This window comes from Arenibacter arenosicollis (assembly GCF_014397245.1).
Classification (GTDB): Bacteria; Bacteroidota; Bacteroidia; order Flavobacteriales; family Flavobacteriaceae; genus Arenibacter; species Arenibacter arenosicollis.
This window is the reverse complement of the sequence record NZ_JACLHY010000001.1, coordinates 526,862-548,966: the sequence shown is the minus strand read 5'-3', so window position 1 is coordinate 548,966 and position 22,105 is coordinate 526,862. Positions and strand designations below refer to the sequence as shown.

Below are 22,105 nucleotides of genomic sequence, written 5' to 3'. Positions count from 1 at the left end.
CTTGTTTATTGTTAATAGCCTTTACTTAGAAACTTACATTAAGTTTAAAACCTATAGGAATGGCCCATGGACTAACATTAAAGCGCTCTATACCTTGTTTAAACTGAATACCGCTACGCCCTTGGGTAGAGGACTCTTGTTGGAAAGCCATTTCAGGATCGATACCAATATCTGCTTTGGTCCATAAGATAATATTACGGCTAAATAAAGAGATATTTAAATTTTGTAATCCTATTTGACGAATGGCCTTACTTGGCACACTATAGGTTAGGGAAATTTCTCTAAGTTTTACAAAATCGGCATCAAAAGTGGCTGTTCTGGTAAAATCCCAACCGTAATGATCTTGGTATCTAGTATATACTGTACCAGGACCTCCTATGTTTTCTACTGTGGCTACGAAGTTGCCATTATCATCATAATCTCCTTGTACACCAGGCATAAACACCCCATCATTTAAAGTAATGCCTCCTTCGGTTACAGGATAACCACCAGCATCTGCCGTGGGCCCACCAACTAGTACATAAAACTCACCATCTTCTGAAAGGTACTGTCCTGCATTATTTTTTATGTAAGTTGGTACATCGCCTACATCACTAAAATCGTGCAAACCATCCAACCAACGTTGGGTGTGCATATCAGATTCTCCGTATCGGTAGGTTTGGGAAACAAACTGTCCGCCTTTTCTCCAGTCGAAATTCATTGAAATGGACCAATTTTTATAGGAAGCAGAAGTTGTCATTCCCAGGTTAAAATCTGGGTTAAAGTTACCAATAATTGGGGCAACTCTCTTTCCGTTCTCATCTTCCAAGGTTCTATCGCTATCCTCGAAACCGGAATCATCAATAATTGGCCAACCATTGTAAGGTGAGTTTGGATCATCTACACGTACTAGGGCACGGTCAACAATGTTACCAATTTCTTCACCCAACCAAGTAATAGCTCCACCTTTGGCATCTGTCCATAAAGTTATAGAGTTCATACCATCGGCCAATTCCATTACTTTGGTACGGTTACGTCCAAATACAAATCCCATATCCCAGCGCCAGTCGTTATTATCGATAATGGTACCACTTAATCCTGCCTCAACCCCAGAACTGGTCAATAAACCGGCATTGATAAATCTAGAACCATAACCAGAGGATATCGGAGTATCAACGGGGAAAATTTGATCGCGGTTTTCACTTTCGTAATAAGTGAAATCCATACGAAGTCGATTGTTAAAGAAAGCCAAATCGGTACCTACCTCCCATGAATTTTGGGATTCTGATTTTAAATCCGGATTTAAGAGGGTTCCAGGTACAGAAAGTAGTGATCCATTGCCCCAAGAGCTTCCACTATTCAATACAGGTTGTAAGTTATAAGCAAAGGTATCATTACCTACCTCTGCATAACCAGCCCTAAGTTTTATTAAAGAAACACCACCATTTAAATTTAAGGCCCTGTTCAACAACAAACTGGAAGATATGGAAGGATAGAAATAGGAATTATTGTTTTCCGGTAGGGTACTGGACCAGTCATTTCTACCAGTAGCATCAATATAAAACATATCCTTGAACCCTATACTTACCAAGCCATACAAACTATTCACTTGTCGTTCACTCTTATACGAACTGTAGTTTAGATTGTCTGGAGCTATATTGGACAATGAAAAAAGTCCAGGTGCTAATATACCAGACCCCCTGCTTTTAGTTGAATTGCTTACAGAAGAGGATTTTGCAGTTCTTTTATTTCCACCTGCAGAGGCTGATAAATCCCAATCGTTAAATTTCTTGGCATAGGTAAGCAAGAAATCAATATTTATTTCATTGCTTAGTATATCTTGGATACCATAAGCTCCGTTAATGTCGCCGGTATAACCTTTGGACATTTTGGTTTCCCTAACTTCGTTGATCTCATCAAAGTTATAACGCAACATGGCCGCGAAGTCATCCGTAATTTGCCAATCTCCTTTTACGTTTCCGTAGAACCTATTTCTTTCAAAGCCGTTGTTTACTTCGTAAGCCAAGAAATAAGGGTTGTTCCATTCTGTCTCTGTTGGGTCGTCTCCAAAGGCAAAAGGTGAGTTTTGACGAAGGCCTTCATATCCTGGCAACCAGTAATCTTTCATATCAAGCACATTAATATGAGGTGCAATTTCATACAAGGCTTGCATAGGGTTTGCTCCACGGTTGGTGGCTGGTCTGTTGTCTGCACCTGCTTTGGTATAATTAATGCTTGAACTAACGGTTATTTTTTCGTTTAATTTCAGAGCAGAATTTAGATTGATACTGTGCCTGTTCAAATCAGAATTCGGGACAAATCCCTCGTGTTTCATATCCGAATAGGACAACCTATAATTTACTCTGTCGTTATTATCCTGAATACTAATATTATTGGTAGAGGTAATGGCCGTATTAAAGAAGTTGGGCGCATTATCATAAGATTTTAATTCCCTAGCTACTGGGATACCACTAGAAATTTCTTCTTGGGTGTAAGGCCAGTGAATTGCCTTAATTCCTTGGTCTAAGGCTGGTCCTGCCCACGCAGAGGCAGTTTCACCTATTAGTATGGCACCATAGGAATTGGAAGGAAAATTGTCTTCAGTATAAGGTCTGGAACCAGCTGCAAATTGTCTATGCGTATCCAAATAACGATAAGGAACGTCGAAAACGGTACTTGAATTAATGGTTACCCCTAATCCTTTTTTTGCTTTCCCGGACTTGGTAGTAATCAAAACAACTCCATTTGCTGCCCTAGAACCGTAAAGTGCTGCTGCACTGGCACCTTTAAGGACCGTCATGCTTTCAATGTCATCGGCATTGATATCGGAAATGGCATTCCCATAATCCGCCTTGTTGTCCCTTCCAACTTCACCAATGTTATTTACAGAACTAATTACTGGCGTTCCATCTATTACAAATAGTGGCTGGTTGTCACTGGAGAGGGAAGATGCTCCCCTAATATTAATGTTAACTGTTGATCCAGGTCCACCAGTAGAGTTGATGGCCACACCTGATACCTTTCCGGAAAGTGCATTCATCGCGTTCTCCTGTGGAACGTTGTCTATGGCATCGCCACTTACTTCACTTACCGCATATCCTAAGGATTTCTTTTCCCTGGAGATACCAAGGGCAGTTACGACCACCTCGTCCAACTGTTCGGATGAAGTTGCCAAAGTAACATTGAGGGTAGATTGGTTACCTACAGTTACTTCTTTTGTTTCCATTCCCAAGTAGGAAAATACTAGAACAGCACTACTGTTAGGAACAGTAATACTGTAAATTCCATCAAAATCCGAGGTTACACCAGTAGTAGTTCCCTTAACCACCACGGATACTCCTGGGAGCAATTCGCCATCATCACTGCTGACGACTCCCGTTACTCCTTGTTGTGCCAACATGATTCCTGAAACCATACTGAACAAAAGGAAAGTCAAAAATTTCAAGCTTCTTTTTTTCATATTCATTTTTATTAATTGGTTGAGTAATTAGCATTTCGTTAACAAATCTATTGTAAAATTATCGGCAAAAAGCATGGTATTTTATTAGATACTTGTTAAATCTTAACCCTAATGTATTAAATATTAAGATATTGAAAATTTTAGGTTAAGATATGATTGCTTTTAAGCAAGAATATTTCTTAAACCTAAACAGCGCCATTTTGGAACCTGACGAAATCAGACGGTTTTTATGGTTTTTATAGGTAAGGAAATTACCTATAATAGTATATGTAGGTAATACCTATATTAATGGAGTAGTTCTTCATGATTTATACAAACTGCTATAATTTTAACTAAATAATCCATAAATAAGTTAAAAAACTAGTACTTATGGTAATATACCATGTAAAGACAATAAGATTTACTTAATTAATCATCTCTATTTGAATTTAATTTGTAGGTAATTAATCAAAATACCAAACAATGCTAGCAGGGATAGATTATTTTATAGTAATAGCCTATATAATAGGAATGTTATTACTTGGGCTATATTTTAAAAAATTTGTCAATAGCTCCGAAGATTATTTTCTTGGAGGTAAAAGCCTACCTTTTTGGGCTATTGGGATGTCTATTGTGGTATCGGATATTGGGGCTCTGGATTTTGTAGGTGTTTCCGGACAGGCATATAGATATGGTATTTCTGTCGGTAACTTTGATTGGGTCGGTTCTGTTCCGGCCATGTTATTGGCGGCATTTATTTTTATTCCCTATTTCTGGCGTGGTGGTATGTATACGATACCTGAATATTTAGGTAGAAGATATAATCAAAAGGTAAGGACCATAGCCTCGGTAACCTGGATTTTGTTTTTTGCATTGGATTTGGGAGTACTTTTTTGGGCCAGTGCGGTTCTATTAAATGTACTTATGGGTTGGCCCATTTGGATATCTATTATTTCCACTGCCGGAGTAGTTGGGTTATACACGTATTTTGGAGGGATTACCGCAGTAATAATGACCGATGTTGTACAATTCGTAATAATGTTCATAGGTGGATTTGCCCTAGTTTTTTTAAGTCTCTACGAAGTTGGAGGTTGGGATAATATGGTAGATAAAATCGCAACAATGGGACCTGAGTATAGAAACCATTTCGATATCATTCAACCACAGGATACGAAATCGCCCTTTCCGTGGACAGGAATTTTATTTGGTCTAACCTTCGTTATGGCCAATGCTTATATGATAGGCAACCAATCTATAGTACAGCGCTGCCTTACCGCCAAAAACGAATGGCATGCAAAAGCCAGTATGATCTTTGGTTCTGCCTTAAAAATGTTTATTCCTATTTTGGTTTTGTTCCCTGGGCTTATGGCTGTTGTTGTTCATCCTGGATTGGCAGATGGTGATCAAGCGCTACCAATGATGATCAAATCGATTTTGCCTCCTGGATTGGTCGGACTTATGTTCGCAGCATTTTTCGCGGGGCTTATGTCCAGTGTGGATTCGTTGTTAAATTCCACGGCTACCTTATTTACTAAAGATATCTACGAGCCTTTTATTAAAAAAGGTGCTGATGATAAACATTATTTAAAGGTAGGGCAAATTACAACCTTGGTTTTATTGGTTATTGGTGTGGCTACCTCGCCTATAAGTAGTGATTTTCCTGGTATTTATGTGGCCATACAAACCTTTATGTCCTATTTCCAAGGGCCGATATTTGCAATACTTCTATTAGGTATATTCTGGAAAAGAACTACAGAATGGGGTGGACTTTCCGCATTGGTCATAGGAATTGGATTTGCCATTTACTTAAATGTATTTAAAGAGCAATTCTTCACAATTGAGGATCCGTTTCTTTATATTTCCTGGTGGTCTTTCCTATTAGGAGCTATTATTAATGTAACGGTTAGTTTGCTAACTAAGAAACATACAGACGAGCAATTGCAAGGCCTGGTGTTTAGTTCTAAAATATTGGTAAAAAATAAAAAAGTGTAATATGTTCAATTTTGACTGGCTTTCCGGTGTTTCGCAAGAAACTGCAAAAATGATATTTCTTTCTTTGTATGGAGTAATAGGTCTTTTAGTGCTATTGCTGCCCACTGACTATGTTTACGAGGGTATAGCAAAGGAAGATCGCCATTGGTGGAACAATTTAAAACTATGGTCTATTGCCGTTCTATCTATTTTGGCATCGATCTATTATCATTTTTAACCCCTTAATCCAAAAAATATGGAAACAGATGAAATAAATGCGGGAATAAAGGCCGCCCAAATTAACAACGCCCTTGGGTTTTTCATTATAACTTTTGGGGTTATTGTACTATTTGCAATGATCTTTACCGAAACCTTTGTGGAACATATGACAGATATGGTTGCTGGCTTGATACTAATATCTATTGGAGGAGGTATGATGTGGAAAGCTAAAAGCAACATAAAGAAATTGAAAGCCAAGCAGGAAAAATAAAATATATAGAATGCATAGATCCGTCAAAATAGACTTATCTGATAATTGGAGAATCCAGAGTTCAAATAAAGTTTCGGAAAAAGGGGAAGAAATTTCTACCAAGTCCTCAATTTCCAATAATTGGTTGACCGCTAAAGTTCCATCTACCGTTTTGAGCACTTTGGTGGCCAATAAGGTTTATGAAGACCCCTATTTTGGGGAAAATCTAAAATCGATACCAACCGAACTGTTTAAAGTGCCATGGTGGTATGCCACTAATTTTGAACTTACACAGAATCAAGCCGATAATTTTGGCAGTTTGAATTTTGACGGTATTAATTATAAGGCCAATGTATGGTTAAATGGCAAGCTAGTAGCCGATTCCACGGCGATAGACGGGGCTTTTCGTATAACTGCTTTTGATGTAAGTGAAAACCTTAAGAGTGGAACCAACGTATTGGCCATTGAGGTAATTCCTCCCAAACCAGGCGATTTTAGTATTGGTTTTGTAGACTGGAATCCTGCCCCTCCGGATGGGGATATGGGTGTTTTTAGACCAGTAACCCTATATCTTCATGGTGGGGTACATATTGAAAAACCTTTCGTACAGACCAAAGTAAATCTAGAAACCTTGAAAGAAGCGGATCTAACCGTTTCAACGGAACTGGCTAACTATACCGATACTGCTATTACAGGAGATCTTATCGGGACCATAGGGGCTGTAGAATTTAAGAAAAAGATAAGCCTTGCCCCTAAGGATAAGGAGCTGGTAATTTTTACAAGCAAAGAGTTTTCGGAACTTAGTTTTAAGGATCCAAAACTTTGGTGGCCTATTCATTTGGGTAATCCAGACCTATATGATTTGAATTTAAAATTTGTAGCCAGTGATGAGGTTTTGGATAAGTCCCAGGTGAGATTTGGAATTCGCCAAATAGAGGACTATTGGTTAAATGATATTCACCGTGGCTATAAAGTAAACGGACAAAAGGTATTGATCAAAGGTGGCGGCTGGACAGATGATATGCTTTTGATGGATACGGACGAAAGTATTGAAGCACAGGTGAAGTATGTAAAACAAATGAATCTCAATTGTATTCGTTTGGAGGGTTTTTGGGGAAAAGACCATAAGTTGTACGACCTATGTGATGAACATGGAATTTTATTAATGGTAGGATGGAGCTGTCATTGGGAACATGAGATCCATATGGGCGTCCCTGTAAATGAACGTTTTGGGGGGGTATATAAGCCCAAGGATATAGCACATGTTGCCCAAGCCTGGGAGGATCAGGTGATATGGTTGCGAAATCACCCCAGCATATTTGTATGGACTGTTGCCAGCGATAAAGTCCCCATCACAGAATTGGAACAAAAATATATAGACTCTTTCGCCAAATATGACCCCACAAGGCCATATTTAAATTCTACAGGAGGTGTGGGCAGTGACCAACATGTTATTGGGAGTGAAGATGTCATAAGTGAGATCAGTGGCTCATCTGGGGTAAAAATGTTGGGCCCTTATGCCTATACCGCACCGGTATACTGGTTTACGGATACCAAGTTTGGTGGAGCCTACGGTTTTAATACAGAAACCGGCCCGGGGGCCCAAGTTCCCCAATTGGAAAGTTTAAAAAAGATGTTTCCCGAGGAACAATTATGGCCTATTGGGGAAGCCTGGAACTATCATTGTGGCCGGTATGAATTTGCCGATATAAGTAGATTTACCAAGGCCATTGAGGAAAAATATGGAACACCAAGTACTTTGGAAGAGTTCGATAAAAAAGCACAGGCCATGAACTATGAGCTTATGCGCCCTATGTTCGAAGCTTTTCAGGTTTATAAAGAGAGATCAACTGGTATTGTCCAGTGGATGTTGAACGCGGCTTGGCCTAAGATGTACTGGCAATTGTACGATTATTACTTAAATCCTACAGCGGCATTATATGCTACACAAAAGGCATGTTTGCCCTTAAGCCTGATATACAATTATGGGGATAAACATATTTATGCCGTTAATGACCTTATAAGTCCAGTAGAAAATTTGACGGCCCATATTCGAGTCTATTCCATAAAATCGGAAATACTCTTTGAAGAAAAGGTCGCCTTTAATATGGCATCGGATTCATCCAAATCTATTATCGCCTTGAATGAATTGAAAGGTCTAACAACTACCTATTTTGTAGATCTTCGATTGTTGGATAAGAAAGGGGTCGAAATCAGCAATAATTTTTATTGGCTCTCCACAAAAGAAGAGGTTTTGGACTATGAGGCCGATTTGGGATCATTTGCATTTCACACCCCCAGTAAGGTTTATGCAGACTTTAAGCAGTTGAATGAGCTGCCCAAGACCCAGTTGGAGGAGTCTCATTATTTTGAACAGGATGGAGAACATCAAAATATTAAGGTGGAACTTAAGAACAACAGCGACCATATTGCGTTTTTAATCAACCTAAAAGTTGTGGATAAAAAGAGCGGGGAACTTATACTTCCTATTTTCTGGGAGGACAATTTTATCAATTTACTCCCTGGGGAAGAACGGATGGTGTGTGCTAATTTTAAAGGGACTTCTCCCGCCGATTTGAAGGTGGAAGGCTGGAATTTATAATAGCCCTTATTATTTGCCCATTTCCTAGTTTGGATTACTTAATTTTTAATCATTGTTATTATGCTAATTTGGACAAAATATGTGCTTGCCTGTACCCTTCTAATATCAGGTGGGTCCTGTAAGGAAAAGGCCAAGGAAAGTAAATTGGAAACAACAGCTAAGCACCCTGCTATTGTTGTTGAAGAGTACATATATGAAATAGGCCATGGGCTAACACCCCAATGCCATGCGCCAACCATTGAATTCAGTAATGGAACACTGGTTGCTTCCTGGTTTGGGGGAACAGAGGAAAAAAACAATGATGTAGGCATTTGGGTTTCTAGAAAAAAGAATGGCATTTGGACGACCCCCGTTGAAGTGGCCGATGGCGTAGAGGAAGACGGAGTTAGATATCCATCATGGAATCCAGTACTATTTAAGCCTAAAAATAAACAATTGATTCTCTTTTATAAGGTAGGGCCCGATCCATTATATTGGTGGGGAATGTATAAAACCTCCGAGGATGACGGACTTAGTTGGTCTGCCCCTAACAGATTGGACAAAGGAATTTTAGGTCCTATAAAGAATAGGCCCGTTACCTTGTCCAATGGGGATATTTTATCCCCTTCAAGTACCGAGAGTGAAACGGAGGGTCATAAGATTTACCTGGAAAGGAGTGTGGATTTTGGCAAAACATGGACTAAAACAGCTCCCTTGAACGATGGAAAAACATTTAAGGCCATACAACCGGCAATCCTGGACCATGGTAACGATACCATTCAATTATTAAGTAGAACCTATCAGGGTGTAATTGGCCAAAATTGGTCCTATGACGGTGGACTTTCCTGGACTGAAATGACAGCTACAGCGCTTCCCAATCCTGACTCAGGGATAGATGCCATTACCATGAAAGATGGAAGGAATATATTGATCTACAATCCAACCCGTATAGAATCTGAGGATAGGGTTCCCTTGAGCGTTGGTATTTCCAAAGACGGAAAAACCTGGAAAAGGGTGTTGGATTTAGAGCCACTAACGGAAACAACCGATAAAAAGGGGGAGGAATATTCGTATCCTACCCTGATTCAAACCCCTGACGGATTAATACATATTGTGTATACATGGAACAGAAAGACCGTGAAACATGTAGTATTGGACCCTGAAAAATTATAAACGAATTCATTCTAAACAACCATTAAAAATGAAAAAATTAGCAATAAATGGAGGCGCACCTAGTCGTGATACCACTATAAATCCGTGGCCGAAATGGCCGGTTTGGGGGAAAGAGGAGGAAATTGCCCTAATTGAGGTTCTTAACAGTGGAGTATGGTCCTATAATGGACCAAAGGAAATAGAGTTCAATAAACTATTTGCAAAATATACAGGAGTAAAACATGCCATTTGTGCTGTAAATGGTACCATAACCATACAAATTGCGTTGGAAGCCTTGGGTATTGGAGTTGGTGACGAGGTTATTGTCCCGGGTCTAACATGGCAAGCTACTGCTGCCACCGTAATCGACGTAAATGCTACTCCCATATTGGTAGATATTTGTGAGGATACCTGGTGTATTGATCCAAAAGAAATAGAGAAAGCCATAACTCCAAGAACAAAAGCTATTATTCCAGTACATCTCTATGGCGCTTTTGCGGATATGGATGCGATAATGGCCATTGCCAAAAAACATAATCTTTATGTTATTGAGGATTGCGCCCATAAGCATGGAGGTGAATGGAAAGGTAAAAAGGCAGGTAGTATTGGTAATGTAGGTAGTTTTAGTTTTCAATTATCAAAACATTTAACAGCTGGTGAAGGTGGATCTGTTACCACGGATGATACTGATTTAGCTGAAAAATTGGATGCCCTAAGAAATGTTGGTCGCAGACCGGAGGGAGACTCGCTTATTGGTGCTGACAAAGGGATAGGAGATTATGGTGATGACGGTAATTTTATTCAATCCGGGAACTATCGGATTACCGAATTTCAGGCAGCTATACTGGTAGAGGGTTTAAAAAGATTGCCGGAACAAAATGCAAATAGAGATGCCAATGGGGCATATTTAAATACGCTTCTAAAGGAAATTGAGGGGGTGACACCTTTAAGAAGAGATGATAGAGAGACCAAAAAGGCTTATTTTAATTTTGCCTTTCGATACGATACAAGCAAGTTCAAGAATTTGCCTGTGGAGAAGTTTAGATCTGCCCTCGAGGCAGAATTGGGTATAATGGTAGATGCTAGTTATGAGCCACTGAACAATTGTTCTTTATATGTGCCGCACACCAAACCTTCCAGGCATAAATTAAACGATGCTTATTGGAAGGCCATTGATCCCAAAAGATTTTCATTACCCGTCTGCGAGCGGATTTTTAAGGAAGAATCGGTTTGTGTACACCACAAGGTGCTGATGGGAACAAAAGCAGATATGGACTTAGTGGCCGTGGCCATAAAGAAGATTTATACCCATGCCGAGGAATTGATGGATTAAGGAAATAGGGGCTGCCCTCCCAAAGACAATATCTTATAATAAGCAATATATTACACGGATGAAATTAGTGATAAGTCTTTTTATTCTTTGCTCTTGGAATACCCTTGTTTATTCTCAAGATTCCATGGTGGTGTCGGACAACTACGGTTTACCACAAAAGGGTATTTGTGCCCATAGGGGTGCTACTGAAACCCAACCTGAGAATACTTTGGCGGCATTTGCGGAGGCTATTCGGTTAGGTGCGCAGATGATCGAATTCGATGTCCAAATGACAAAGGATAATCAATTGGTGATTATGCACGATGATAAGGTAAATAGGACCACCAATGGTCGTGGACTGGTGAAGAATCTTACATTGAGAAAAATAAAAAGGCTGGATGCGGGGAAATGGAAATCCAAAGAGTTTAAGAAAGAAAGGGTTCCCACCTTAAAGGAGGCCTTGGATATTATGCCGAAAAACATCTGGCTTAATATCCATTTAAAAGGGGATGAAAAATTGGGTGCGGCAACAGCGGAAGCTGTGATTTCTGCGGACAGAATCCACCAGGCTGTTATTGCTTGTAATAATGAGGCTGCCAAAGGGGTAAGGCAGGTAAATCCCAATATTATGATGTGCAACATGGAGCGATTATCCACTCGCGCTGAATATATTGATGAAACCATTGAAAAAGGCTTCAAATTTCTTCAAATAAAAAGTAGTAGGGACGATGAAAATATGTTGGCAGATTTGAAGAAGCTGAAGGAAAATAGGATTCGCATTAATTATTTTCATTCCGAAGAAGCAGGTCGTGTGAAGGAATTATTGGATGCAGGGGTCGATTTTATTTTGACAGATCGTTTGTCCAAAATGCTGGACGCTTTTTCAAGAGCGAATTAATCACCTTGGTAAAGCACCCCAACAGTAATCACAGAATATGGTAAAATCCAAAGAATAAATACATTCTAATTAAATGAGAAAATACTTAATAGTTTCCATCTTGTTTTTAATTTTTTCCTGTTCCGAAACCAAAAAGGAAGAACAACAGAACAATGCCTCTGTAAAAGGTGTAATGGATACTGTGATCACAAGATTGTATGAAAAAGTAGATCCCAAGGACTATGATTCCATTGACGATACTTTTATGCTCCAATTTCTGACCGATAGCGAGAAAACAACACTGGCAACCCGTTACCAATATTTTAAGGTTAATGTACCGGTAACGGTTTCTTTGATGAGACATCTTGATCATGAAATACCGTTTTGGCTTAAGGAAAGTGGTTTTATAAAGACCGATGAACTCGTAAAAAATGAAGTGTATGATTATGAAGTTTGGCAAAAGGATTTTGGCGCGGGTTGGGTAAATATCGGAATCCCGGGGTTCGACATGGATAGAGTCGTCTATTTTATTTCGGTAGGTCCAAAGAATAGCAATGAAGAACCTATAATTAGCGAACGCTATCCTAAGGATTATTCTTTGGAAGTGTTTAAAAAAGGGGCTTTTACATACCATGACTGGTCCGACCTTAAAATTACGGAACTGCCCAAAGAACTTGAGGGTCAGGTATTGTTCACTACGGTTAGGGGAAGGGCCAGGGAAGCACATGTAGAAGGAGCTTTTCGCAAAACAATATTCCCATCTTCCAGTCAACCCGATCAGATAATGCTTACCTGGAGTGCGGATCCTACAAATTCTATGGATGTACAATGGAGAACCAATACTACCGTAAAAGATGGAACTGTTCAGTATTGGAAGAAAAATACATCCGACACTATTTCCTTAAATGCCTCGGTATCGGGCATGGAAGATAGAATGTTGTTCAATGATAGGTATATAAACCGATTTACAGCCAATCTGAACAATTTGGAGGCCGGAGGCAACTATGAGTATCGCGTAGGTTCAGCAGAAGCGCAGTCATGGTCTTCCGTTAGAAGCTTTAAGACCGAAGCCAAGGATGCCGATGAGTTCTCGTTTATTTGGTTTGGAGATACGCATAGGGATCCCAAATGGGCAGAAATGCTCAACGATGCTAACCTCCGACATCCTGAAACTGCATTTTATTCAATTGCAGGCGATATTGTAACCACAGGACTTTACCGTACCGAATGGGACATGTTTTTTGGATATTCGAAAGATGTGTTCTCCCATAAGCCCTTAATGCCCGTCCCTGGAAATCATGATCGCCAGGATGGTTTGGGCGCTTGGATGTATTATCAACTTTTTAGTTTGCCCAAAAATGGACCTGAAAGCGTGGATCCGGAAAGCACTTACGCTTTTGAATATGGCAACGCTTTATTTTTGATGATCGATTCAACCCAACCCAATGAAGCACAAACCCAATGGATAGAGAATCAATTGAAAAATTCCAATGCCACTTGGAAATTCGTCATGTTACATTTCCCACCGTATAATTTTGAAGAACCTTATTTGGATATTCAGCAAGAATGGGGCGGTCTTTTTGACACCTACCATGTTGATATGGTCATGGCTGGTCATATTCATTATTATATGCGTTCAAAGCCCATTAATAATGGCAAAGTTGTGGACTCGTTTAAAGACGGAACTATATATGCAGTTTCTATCGGGACCAATGGAAATCATGACGATATAGGCGAAGAACCCTATGCTGAAAAGAGGTTTAAGGAAGGTCAATTTTATCAATATATGACATTAACAGATAAAACTTTGAAATACACTACCTACAACAAAGTAGGAGAAATTGTGGATGAGTTTATAATAAATAAGTAACTATGAAATGAGCATAAACTTTTTTAAGCATACCATACCGATACGATTAAAATAAGTTTATGTGAAACCGAAAGGTTCACGAACACAAAAAATAATAAGGACGTGAGTAAAACGAAGTGGTTACATCTGTTTGTAAATTTTGTAATTACTTCTTTTTTAATCAATTATAAAATTTTAAACATATGACAACCAGAATAGCCCTAATAGGTGCAGGATTTATATCGGATTATCATGCGCGTGGACTTCAAACCTTAGCCAATGTTGAAATTGTGGCGGTGGTGTCCAAAAAAATTGACAATGCCAAAAAGTTTGCTCTTAAATACAATATTAAAGAAGCGCTGGACGATATTTCATCCCTTGTAAAAAGAGATGATCTGGATGCCGTAATTATAAGTACTCCCAATCAATTTCATGCTCCCTATGCCATAGAGTTTTTGCAAAATGGCAAGGATGTTTTTCTTGAAAAACCCATGGGAATCAGTGGCGATGAAGGCAGGCAAATTGCGGAGGTGGCCAAAAAGCATAACCAATTGGTTATGGTAGGGCATATGTGGCGTTTTGATACCGACACCCGTTATATCAGGGATACCGTAGATTCTGGAACGATAGGCAAAGTATTTAAGACCAAAGGCTATGGTATACATGAAAATTGGGGTCCCTCCGGATGGTTTACCAAAAAGGAATTGGCAGGCGGAGGAGCCTTGGCAGACATGGGTGTCCATGCCATTGATGCCGTAAGGTATATTTTGGGTAATCCCAAACCAGCTAAGGTATATGCTAGAATTTCTACGGAATTTGGAGACTATGATGTGGACGATACAGGTATTTTGGTAATTACTTGGGACAATGGCACGGAAAGCATTATAGAAAGTGGATGGTGGCACCCCCATATGGACGGACCGGAAGCTAGTACCAGCTTGTTCGGCACCAAGGGTTATGCCAATCTGTTTCCAACATTTTTAAAAATGAAAGACGGGGAAGGCACGGTAACAACAGTGCCCGAGCTTCCAAAAAGGGAAGATCACTGCGACCAAATAATCTATACCCGTCAAATGGAGTATTTTGTAGACTGTATCAAAACTAGACAACAACCCGTTCCAGGACTTGTGGAAGGACAAATGGTGCTGGACATTGTGGATGCGGCCTATAAATCGGCCAAAACGGGAGAGGTAGTCAATTTAATTTAGACACCAGTTTAATCTAAACCTCAAAAAAATGGCTCTGAGTGGATTAAAGGACAACATTGAAAACATCATTTTTGACCTGGATGGTACTCTTTGGGATCCTATGCCCATGAGTATCAAGGCTTGGCATACGGCCCTGAATGGTTTCGATTGTATTACAAATCCTATTTCCAAGGAGGATATACAGGGTATTCTGGGAATGCAGCACGATCTGGTAGGACAGCATTTGTTTCCATATCTTTCCAAAGAACAGCAAGACGAGGTCATGAGCAGTTGTTATTTACAAGAGGTAAATTATATTAAGGAGTCTGGATGTGTTTTATATCATGGATTGGAAGAAACCTTGAAGATTTTGGGGAGTAAGTACGATTTGTATATCGTCAGTAATTGTCAGGCTGGTTATATCGAGGCCTTTTATGAATACCATGGTTTGGGCGCCTATTTTAAAGATTTTGAATGTTCGGGAAATACGGGCAAGTCCAAGACCGAAAATGTAAAAATGGTCATTGCAAGAAATACACTTTCCAAACCCATCTATATTGGGGATACCATGGGGGATTATACCGCTGCCGAGGGGAACCGAATACCATTTGTTTACGCCCAATACGGTTTTGGGGAGGTCCCCAAAGCGGAATACACCATTGATACGATAGAAGATTTAAGGGATTTACTTTAATCCACACATATCTGGATGGGCTTGTTTGGAACAATTAGTGTTTCCATTTCAATCCTCGACCGTGTAAGGCTTGGTCACTTCGATGGAATCCCCTATTGGCAGGAATCCCGCAGGCAACGGTTTTATAAAAGTTTCATCTGTCTTATTACTAGCTAGGAAATTATATATCCAATTAATGTTTTGGCTTAGTTAGTTGTGTGATTTCTCCCTATTGGTCGAAATGACTGTGGTGGTCACTTCGACAGAGTCCCTTTTCTGGGACTCCCGATAGCTATCGGGAGAGTAGTCGCACAAGCTAGGTTTTCATTTTTGGAATCTCAATACTTTTTTTGAATAAAGAGATTGCTTCATGGTAAGTTTTCAAAACGTCGTTGAGCTACTAGTGTGATTTGTTTCTATTTGGTACCGATGATGAAGTAGCTCAAAGGCACAAGGGGAAAGAGATAATCCAGTAGCCATAATGGGCACACAATGACGACAGCAGTGGCTCCTTCCCTTGGATAAGGGAAGGTGGGTCTTCCGCTGGGTGCTGAGGAGACGGAAGGGATTGATAGCCCAGGTCTTTGGGAGGGGACGATAGATAAGGTATGGGTTTACGGCTCGAGATTTCAAACTCCCCTTTCTTTCCCCGCCAAGGGGCGGGGCAATTCATTCTCCTCTTCGTTCCAAGAGGGGAGCCATTAGCTGTTGTGCCTAAAAGAAGTTTTCGACTGCCCAAGGTACGGGTGTAGTCACTCCGACATGGGGCTTTATTGGGCGATTGAGAAGTCGCACAAGCTAGGTTTTCATTTTTGGAATCGCAATACTTTTTTTGAATAAAGAGATTGCTTCATGGTAAGTTTTCAAAACGTCGTTGGCTACTAGTGTGATTTCTCCCTTATGGTGCGGATGACGAAAACAAAAAAAGCTCCTCCCTTTAGCCAAAGGGAGGGGTCTTCGCCTAAGCGAAGACGGAAGGCTCTGAAATCCTAAAGCATGTGGATATAGAGAGAAGACTGAGAATAGGTGAATATTAAGGCTTCAATCTCCCCTTTCTTTCCCCGCAGATAGGCGGGACAATTCATTCCCCTCTTCGTTACAAGAGGGAATTTATAAGCCTTTTTAGGGTACAATTAATATCTGCCGATGCAATTTAAATAGTTGATTCTAATGCTTTGGATCCGTATATTTGAATTTCCCTCTAAAATTTTGACAATGTTTTTTAGCAGAATAAAGGTTCTGATTTTAATTTGTGTGCTGGGCGGTTTAGGTATTTCCTGTGACAGATCACCACAGTTCTCTGAACCTCTGCCTAAAGTGGTGGATTTTAATTTTCATGTAAAACCCATATTGGTACAGAATTGTTATTTGTGCCATGGCCCAGACCCAAGTAGCAGAAAAGCGGAATTGCGATTGGATACCTACGAAGGCGCTACCGCTGCGCTAAAAGAAGGAGGCCATGCCATTGTGCCGGGGAAGACTTCCAAAAGCCATATGGTACAGAGGATCTATAATGAGGATCCAGGTATGGTAATGCCTCCACCGGAGACCAATCTGAAACTTACCGAGAGGGAGAAGGCTTTATTGAACAAGTGGATAGATCAGGGAGCCGAATGGAAAGATCATTGGTCCTTCATTAAGCCGGAGACGAAAATTGCGTTATCGGACCCCAAGGCCATCGATTTTATTATAGAAAAGAAATTGGATGAAAAAGGGTTGGAAAAAGTCCCCCTTGCCAATAAAAACTCGCTTATCCGAAGAGTATCCTATTTACTTACCGGCTTACCCCCCAATCCTAAAGAGGTTCAAGAATTCCTATCGGATACCAGTAGTGTAGCTTACGAAAAGCTGGTAGATCGTTATCTAAATTCACCGGCTTATGGAGAAAGATGGGCAAGGCATTGGATGGATTTGGTGCGGTACGCGGAAACAAAGGGGCACGAGTTTGATTATGCCATAACAGGTGCATGGAAATATAGGGACTACTTGATCAGGGCGTTTAATGAAGATGTGCCCTATGATCAATTCCTAAAGGAGCACATTGCAGGGGATTTATTGCCAACTACTAGGGAAAATAAGGAAACTGGAGTTTCGGAATCTAGGCTGGGCACTACTTTCTATGTTATGGGTGAAGGCACCCATAGCCCAGTGGATGTGCGCCAGGACGAGGCAGATCGCATTGATAATATGATCGACGTTACCACCAAGACTTTTCAGGGGTTAACGGTTTCCTGTGCAAAATGTCACGACCACAAATTTGACCCCATAACTGCGGCAGATTATTATGCCCTATATGGGGTAATGGAAAGCACAAGATTTTCTCCGGTTCCTGCCGATGTAGGCAAGGATAAGAAATTGGCGGCCAAGGAAATAGAAAATCTTAATTCCTATATGCGGAAGTTGGTGGCGGGAAAATGGGACACAGCCAAAAGCAACTATGAAAATACTGATTACGCCCAAAACACAGCAGTAAACACAAATGAAAAGGCCTATACCGTCATCGGCGATTTTAGAGGCCGTGATTTTGATGGATGGACAAGTGATGGCTTTGCTTTCGGGCAGAGATCAACCCTTGGTAATCCCATAGTGGATATGGCCACAGGAAAATTGCTTGGTTTGGATGAAGGAAAAGCCTCTAGTAGGGCAATAGGGATGGGTATCTTTGGTGCTTTACGATCCCCAAACATCATTCTGGACAAAGATTTTGTTGGTGTAAGGGCACTTGGAAATAACAGTAGCATCAGAATAATAATAGACAATTTCCAATTGATTCAAAACCCAATTTATGGTGGAATAGACAAAAAAGTGAATACTGGGGAATGGAATAATTTTGTTTTCAACGTATCGGCCTGGAAGGGTAGAAAGGCATATATAGAAATTTTACCGGGAGTTTATGAACGCCATAAGTATAATCTACAGGAGGATGCTTTTATTGAGGCACAATATGCAGTGACTTACGATGGGGAATGGCCTTCGGATTTGGAAAAGAATTTTACCACGCAACAACCACAGGATAATTGGGCGTCCCTGGAGATATCTCCCTCCAAGGTAACAAGGATTAATAATGATTTGAAGAAAGGAAAATTACCACCACATTTCCCTGAATTGAAATCGGTTTTGGATAGTAGCCAACAGCTGGCCAAAAGTTTAAAAACCGAATCCTTCGTTAATGGGATATACGATGGTTACGGAATTGATAGCCCCGTTTTCAATAGAGGTAATTATAAGGAGCCCTCGGAAGAACATATTCCTAGGAGATTTTTATCGGTATTGTCACTGGGCGATTCGGTATTTAAATCTGAAGGAAGTGGACGTATGGAGCTGGCAGAGGTAATGTTGAATGAAGATAATCCCCTGACTTCCCGCGTAATGGTAAACCGGATTTGGCACCATTTGTTCGGCAGGGGAATTGTAGAGACGGTTGATAATTTTGGTCTACAAGGAAAATTACCATCCCACCCGGAGCTGTTGGATTACCTGGCTGTTAAGTTTCAGAAGGAAGGATGGTCCGTTAAAAAATTGATCAGGGCAATTGTTACCTCAGAGACTTTTAAAAGAAGTACTTTGAAAAGTGATGCCTTGGCAAATGCGGATCCCAACAATATCTATTTGGCTTATTTTCCCGTAAGAAGGTTGGAGGCAGAAGCCATTCGGGATGGAATATTGGCTGTTTCCGAAAGTTTGGATTCCACCATGTACGGAACACCTGTGGCCACCCATTTAACGGCGTTTATGCAGGGACGTGGTAGGCCTGGGAAATCGGGACCTCTAAATGGGGAAGGGCGAAGGAGTATTTATATGGAGGTAAGGAGAAATTTCTTGGAGCCTATGATGACGACCTTTGATCGTCCTATTCCCTTTAGTACTTTTGGTAGTAGGAACGTTACCAATGTACCTTCGCAATCCTTGATTTTAATGAACGACCCATTGGTTGCACAACAGGCCGAAATTATGGCGGGGAAATTAATGGAAAAGGGACTGGTCGGTTTTGAGGAAAAAGTACAGTGGATCTATATGCAGGCTTTTTCGCGTTTGGCAAGTTCGAAAGAACTAAAAAAAGCTTCTGATTTTTTCGAGATGTTGAGGACTATGGAAGAGAAAGAGGCAGGTAACGAGAACCAAGAAATGGAACTCTGGAAAGAGTATTGTCATAGCATTTTTAATTTAAAAGAATTTATATACCTTATCTAATGGGCCATCATCACAATACTGAACCAAGAGTTATTTCCCGTCGGGAAATGTTGGGATTATCGGCTGGGGGCTTCGGTTCATTGGCGTTAATGAGTCTATTTGGCACTATGCCATTGGGCTGCAAGAGGCCAGGAGCTCTTGAGTCAGCTTCCAATCTTTATTTGGGACCACATTATTTGCCCAAGGCGAAAAATGTCATCTTTCTCTATATGGATGGGGGTGTATCACAAGTAGACTCCTTTGACCCCAAACCCCGATTAGCCAAGGAGAATGGTGAGGATCCCAGAAAGAAATTTAAGGTAGATGCCACCCAGTTCGACAATGTGGGTAAGATATTAAAAAGCCCTTGGGATTTTAAACAATACGGGGAATGTGGTATGCCGGTGAGCGATCTGTTTCCCCATATTGCCACTTGCGTAGACGACATTGCTTTAATACGATCCATGGTTTCCAATTTTCCGGAACATACCAATGCCAATTATTTTTTACATACCGGCAGTGGTTTGCAGGGGCGCCCAAGTATGGGTGCATGGATGAACTATGGCTTGGGGAGCGAGAATAAAAATATACCTGGCTATGTTGTTTTGGACGGAGGGCTGGTTCCTCCTGGTGGACTGGATAATTTTAAGAATGGGTTTTTACCGGCATCCTACCAAGCTTCTGTTTTTAAAGCTGGTCCAGAACCTGTAGCCAATATCAATCCAAGGGAAGGCGTTAAAAATCTTCAGGAGGAAAAACTCCAATTTATTAAACAATTGGATCATAGTTTAATTGGGAAAATTGGAGAGGCCGATGCCGTGGAATCTGCTATTTCCAATTATGAACTTGCCTATAAAATGCAATCCTCCATCCCGGAACTTACTGAGTTTAAGGAGGAAACCGAGGCCACCAAAAAATTGTACGGTATGGATTCGGATGACCCTAATTTGAGGGGATATGCCTCTCAATGTATCTTGGCCAGAAGGCTGATAGAGCGTGGCGTTAGATTTGTAGAACTTACTTGTCCCAACGTTGGTCCAGGTGTTGACAGGTGGGACCAGCACAGTAATTTAAAAAAAGGTCATGAAAAAAATGCCCATGCAGTAGATCAACCCATAGCTGGACTCCTTAAGGATCTTAAATCAAGAGGTTTGTTGGAGGAAACATTGGTGGTCTGGACTGGAGAGTTTGGCCGTACCCCTTTTGCACAGGGATCTGACGGGCGCGACCATAATCCGTCCGCCTTTAGTATGTGGATGGCTGGAGCAGGAGTAAAGGGAGGAACTATTTTTGGCAAGACCGATGAATATGGCTATCGGGTAATAGAAAACGAAGTAACCGTGCATGACCTACATGCCACGATTATGCATTTGCTGGGAATAGATCACAAGCAACTGACCTTCCGTTTTGGAGGTCGAGATATGAGGTTGACAGATGTTCATGGTAACGTAGTAAAGGATATTTTAACCTAAATAAAATTTTAATTGGAATACTCGCATATGAATATTTTTAGCAAAGGACTACTGTTTTTAATGATGTCGCCCCTGTTTTTGGTAGGTCAGGCTACTGTCTTATCACCCCAAAATCAGTCGATAAATAAAAATGAAATTAAACATTCGTTCTTTATAGCAGGACCTAATTTTACTGGTATTATTGGGGAAAATGGAGAGGAACTCTGGGATTCCGGGAAAAAAAGTGCCAGGGATGGCTATGTCTTAAAGAATGGCAATATCCTTATTTGTTGGGGAGATGAAGTGCGCGAGTATAACAAGAAAAAAAAGGTAATTTTCACCTATACCAGAGCGGAGAAATCCATTGAATTGGGAACCGCAGTGCGTTTATCCAATGGCAACACCATGATTACCGAATCCGGATCGGATCCAAGAATAGTTGAGGTTAATAAAAAGGGAAAAGTGGTAAGCAGCATACCACTTAAACCTGATACGGACAATGTACATATGCAGACTAGGATGGCCAGGAAATTATCGAATGGCAATTATTTAGTACCACATTTATTGGCCTTTGCCGTTAAGGAATACCAACCGGACGGGAAAGTGGTAAATGTTTTTCATACGGATTTGGAAGATTTGGGAGGAAGGGAAGCTGAAAATTGGCCTTTTACCGCTATTCGATTGGATAATGGAAATACCGTGGTTACTTTAACTCATGGGAACAAGGTGGTGGAATTTGATTCCAATGGCGAGGTAGTCTGGAAAGCATCCAATTCTGATTTGCAAGAAGCACCTTTTGTTGATCCCTGCGGGGCACAAAGATTACCCAATGGCAATACAGTGATCGCCAGTTACGGGGCTCAAAAAGGAATTAAATTGTTTGAGTTGACACCTGATAAATCTATGGTATGGAATTATGAAGGGCATAGGGTGCACCACTTTCAAATATTGACCACCAATGGAAAACCCATAAAAGGCACTCCACTTAAATAGTA

14 protein-coding genes are annotated in these 22,105 nt (G+C 40.6%); 13 read left to right on the top strand and 1 reads right to left on the bottom strand.

Annotation, left to right across the window (positions count from 1 at the left end; all coding sequences use genetic code 11):
* Positions 1–25: 25 nt before the first annotated feature.
* Complete coding sequence (locus H4O18_RS02280) at positions 26–3,439, bottom strand: SusC/RagA family TonB-linked outer membrane protein (protein WP_222942314.1); 3,414 nt, start codon at positions 3,437–3,439, stop codon at positions 26–28.
* 462 nt (positions 3,440–3,901) lie between these two features.
* Here H4O18_RS02280 and H4O18_RS02275 point away from each other — a divergent pair, with 462 nt between their 5' ends.
* From H4O18_RS02275 to H4O18_RS02215, 13 genes are all read left to right on the top strand, one after another.
* Entirely contained in the window at positions 3,902–5,410 is a 1,509-nt protein-coding gene (locus tag H4O18_RS02275) for a sodium:solute symporter family protein (RefSeq protein WP_187581475.1), read from the top strand.
* A gap of 1 nt (position 5,411) precedes the next feature.
* Entirely contained in the window at positions 5,412–5,627 is a 216-nt protein-coding gene (locus H4O18_RS02270; RefSeq protein ID WP_187581474.1) for a hypothetical protein, read from the top strand.
* 18 nt (positions 5,628–5,645) lie between these two features.
* Positions 5,646–5,879: a hypothetical protein gene (locus H4O18_RS02265; protein WP_187581473.1), complete on the top strand. Its 234-nt coding sequence runs from the start codon at positions 5,646–5,648 to the stop codon at positions 5,877–5,879.
* 10 nt (positions 5,880–5,889) lie between these two features.
* The gene (locus H4O18_RS02260) at positions 5,890–8,460 is read left to right on the top strand and encodes a glycosyl hydrolase 2 galactose-binding domain-containing protein (protein ID WP_187581472.1); all 2,571 of its coding nucleotides are present in this window, start codon (positions 5,890–5,892) and stop codon (positions 8,458–8,460) included.
* 60 nt (positions 8,461–8,520) lie between these two features.
* Positions 8,521–9,612: a sialidase family protein gene (locus tag H4O18_RS02255; RefSeq protein WP_187581471.1), complete on the top strand. Its 1,092-nt coding sequence runs from the start codon at positions 8,521–8,523 to the stop codon at positions 9,610–9,612.
* 28 nt (positions 9,613–9,640) lie between these two features.
* A complete protein-coding gene (locus H4O18_RS02250; RefSeq protein WP_187581470.1) occupies positions 9,641–10,924 on the top strand; it encodes a DegT/DnrJ/EryC1/StrS family aminotransferase in 1,284 nt (427 codons plus the stop codon).
* 58 nt (positions 10,925–10,982) lie between these two features.
* Entirely contained in the window at positions 10,983–11,801 is an 819-nt protein-coding gene (locus H4O18_RS02245; RefSeq protein ID WP_187581469.1) for a glycerophosphodiester phosphodiesterase, read from the top strand.
* Between the two features lie 73 nt (positions 11,802–11,874).
* On the top strand, positions 11,875–13,650 hold the full coding sequence (locus tag H4O18_RS02240) for a purple acid phosphatase family protein (protein WP_187581468.1): 1,776 nt from the start codon (positions 11,875–11,877) through the stop codon (positions 13,648–13,650).
* 182 nt (positions 13,651–13,832) lie between these two features.
* Complete coding sequence (locus H4O18_RS02235; RefSeq protein WP_187581467.1) at positions 13,833–14,837, top strand: Gfo/Idh/MocA family protein; 1,005 nt, start codon at positions 13,833–13,835, stop codon at positions 14,835–14,837.
* 28 nt (positions 14,838–14,865) lie between these two features.
* Positions 14,866–15,510 (top strand): HAD family hydrolase, encoded by a 645-nt coding sequence (locus tag H4O18_RS02230; protein ID WP_187581466.1) that lies wholly within the window; start codon positions 14,866–14,868, stop codon positions 15,508–15,510.
* 1,194 nt (positions 15,511–16,704) lie between these two features.
* Complete coding sequence (locus H4O18_RS02225) at positions 16,705–19,680, top strand: PSD1 and planctomycete cytochrome C domain-containing protein (RefSeq protein ID WP_246473905.1); 2,976 nt, start codon at positions 16,705–16,707, stop codon at positions 19,678–19,680.
* Positions 19,680–21,131, top strand: coding sequence for a DUF1501 domain-containing protein (locus tag H4O18_RS02220; protein WP_246473902.1), 1,452 nt, complete (start codon positions 19,680–19,682; stop codon positions 21,129–21,131). Before H4O18_RS02225 ends, H4O18_RS02220 begins: the two co-directional genes overlap by 1 nt.
* A gap of 27 nt (positions 21,132–21,158) precedes the next feature.
* Positions 21,159–22,103, top strand: a complete 945-nt coding sequence (locus H4O18_RS02215; RefSeq protein ID WP_187581465.1) for a beta-propeller domain-containing protein — start codon at positions 21,159–21,161, stop codon at positions 22,101–22,103.
* Positions 22,104–22,105: the final 2 nt, after the last annotated feature.

Coding starts and splice junctions, on each gene's coding strand:
- H4O18_RS02260 (WP_187581472.1), top strand. CDS start 5,890: ATGCATAGATCCGTCAAAATAGACTTATCTGATAATTGGAGAATCCAG.
- H4O18_RS02215 (WP_187581465.1), top strand. CDS start 21,159: ATGAATATTTTTAGCAAAGGACTACTGTTTTTAATGATGTCGCCCCTG.
- H4O18_RS02220 (WP_246473902.1), top strand. CDS start 19,680: ATGGGCCATCATCACAATACTGAACCAAGAGTTATTTCCCGTCGGGAA.
- H4O18_RS02235 (WP_187581467.1), top strand. CDS start 13,833: ATGACAACCAGAATAGCCCTAATAGGTGCAGGATTTATATCGGATTAT.
- H4O18_RS02250 (WP_187581470.1), top strand. CDS start 9,641: ATGAAAAAATTAGCAATAAATGGAGGCGCACCTAGTCGTGATACCACT.
- H4O18_RS02240 (WP_187581468.1), top strand. CDS start 11,875: ATGAGAAAATACTTAATAGTTTCCATCTTGTTTTTAATTTTTTCCTGT.
- H4O18_RS02255 (WP_187581471.1), top strand. CDS start 8,521: ATGCTAATTTGGACAAAATATGTGCTTGCCTGTACCCTTCTAATATCA.
- H4O18_RS02265 (WP_187581473.1), top strand. CDS start 5,646: ATGGAAACAGATGAAATAAATGCGGGAATAAAGGCCGCCCAAATTAAC.
- H4O18_RS02225 (WP_246473905.1), top strand. CDS start 16,705: ATGTTTTTTAGCAGAATAAAGGTTCTGATTTTAATTTGTGTGCTGGGC.
- H4O18_RS02230 (WP_187581466.1), top strand. CDS start 14,866: ATGGCTCTGAGTGGATTAAAGGACAACATTGAAAACATCATTTTTGAC.
- H4O18_RS02245 (WP_187581469.1), top strand. CDS start 10,983: ATGAAATTAGTGATAAGTCTTTTTATTCTTTGCTCTTGGAATACCCTT.
- H4O18_RS02275 (WP_187581475.1), top strand. CDS start 3,902: ATGCTAGCAGGGATAGATTATTTTATAGTAATAGCCTATATAATAGGA.
- H4O18_RS02280 (WP_222942314.1), bottom strand. CDS start 3,439: ATGAAAAAAAGAAGCTTGAAATTTTTGACTTTCCTTTTGTTCAGTATG.
- H4O18_RS02270 (WP_187581474.1), top strand. CDS start 5,412: ATGTTCAATTTTGACTGGCTTTCCGGTGTTTCGCAAGAAACTGCAAAA.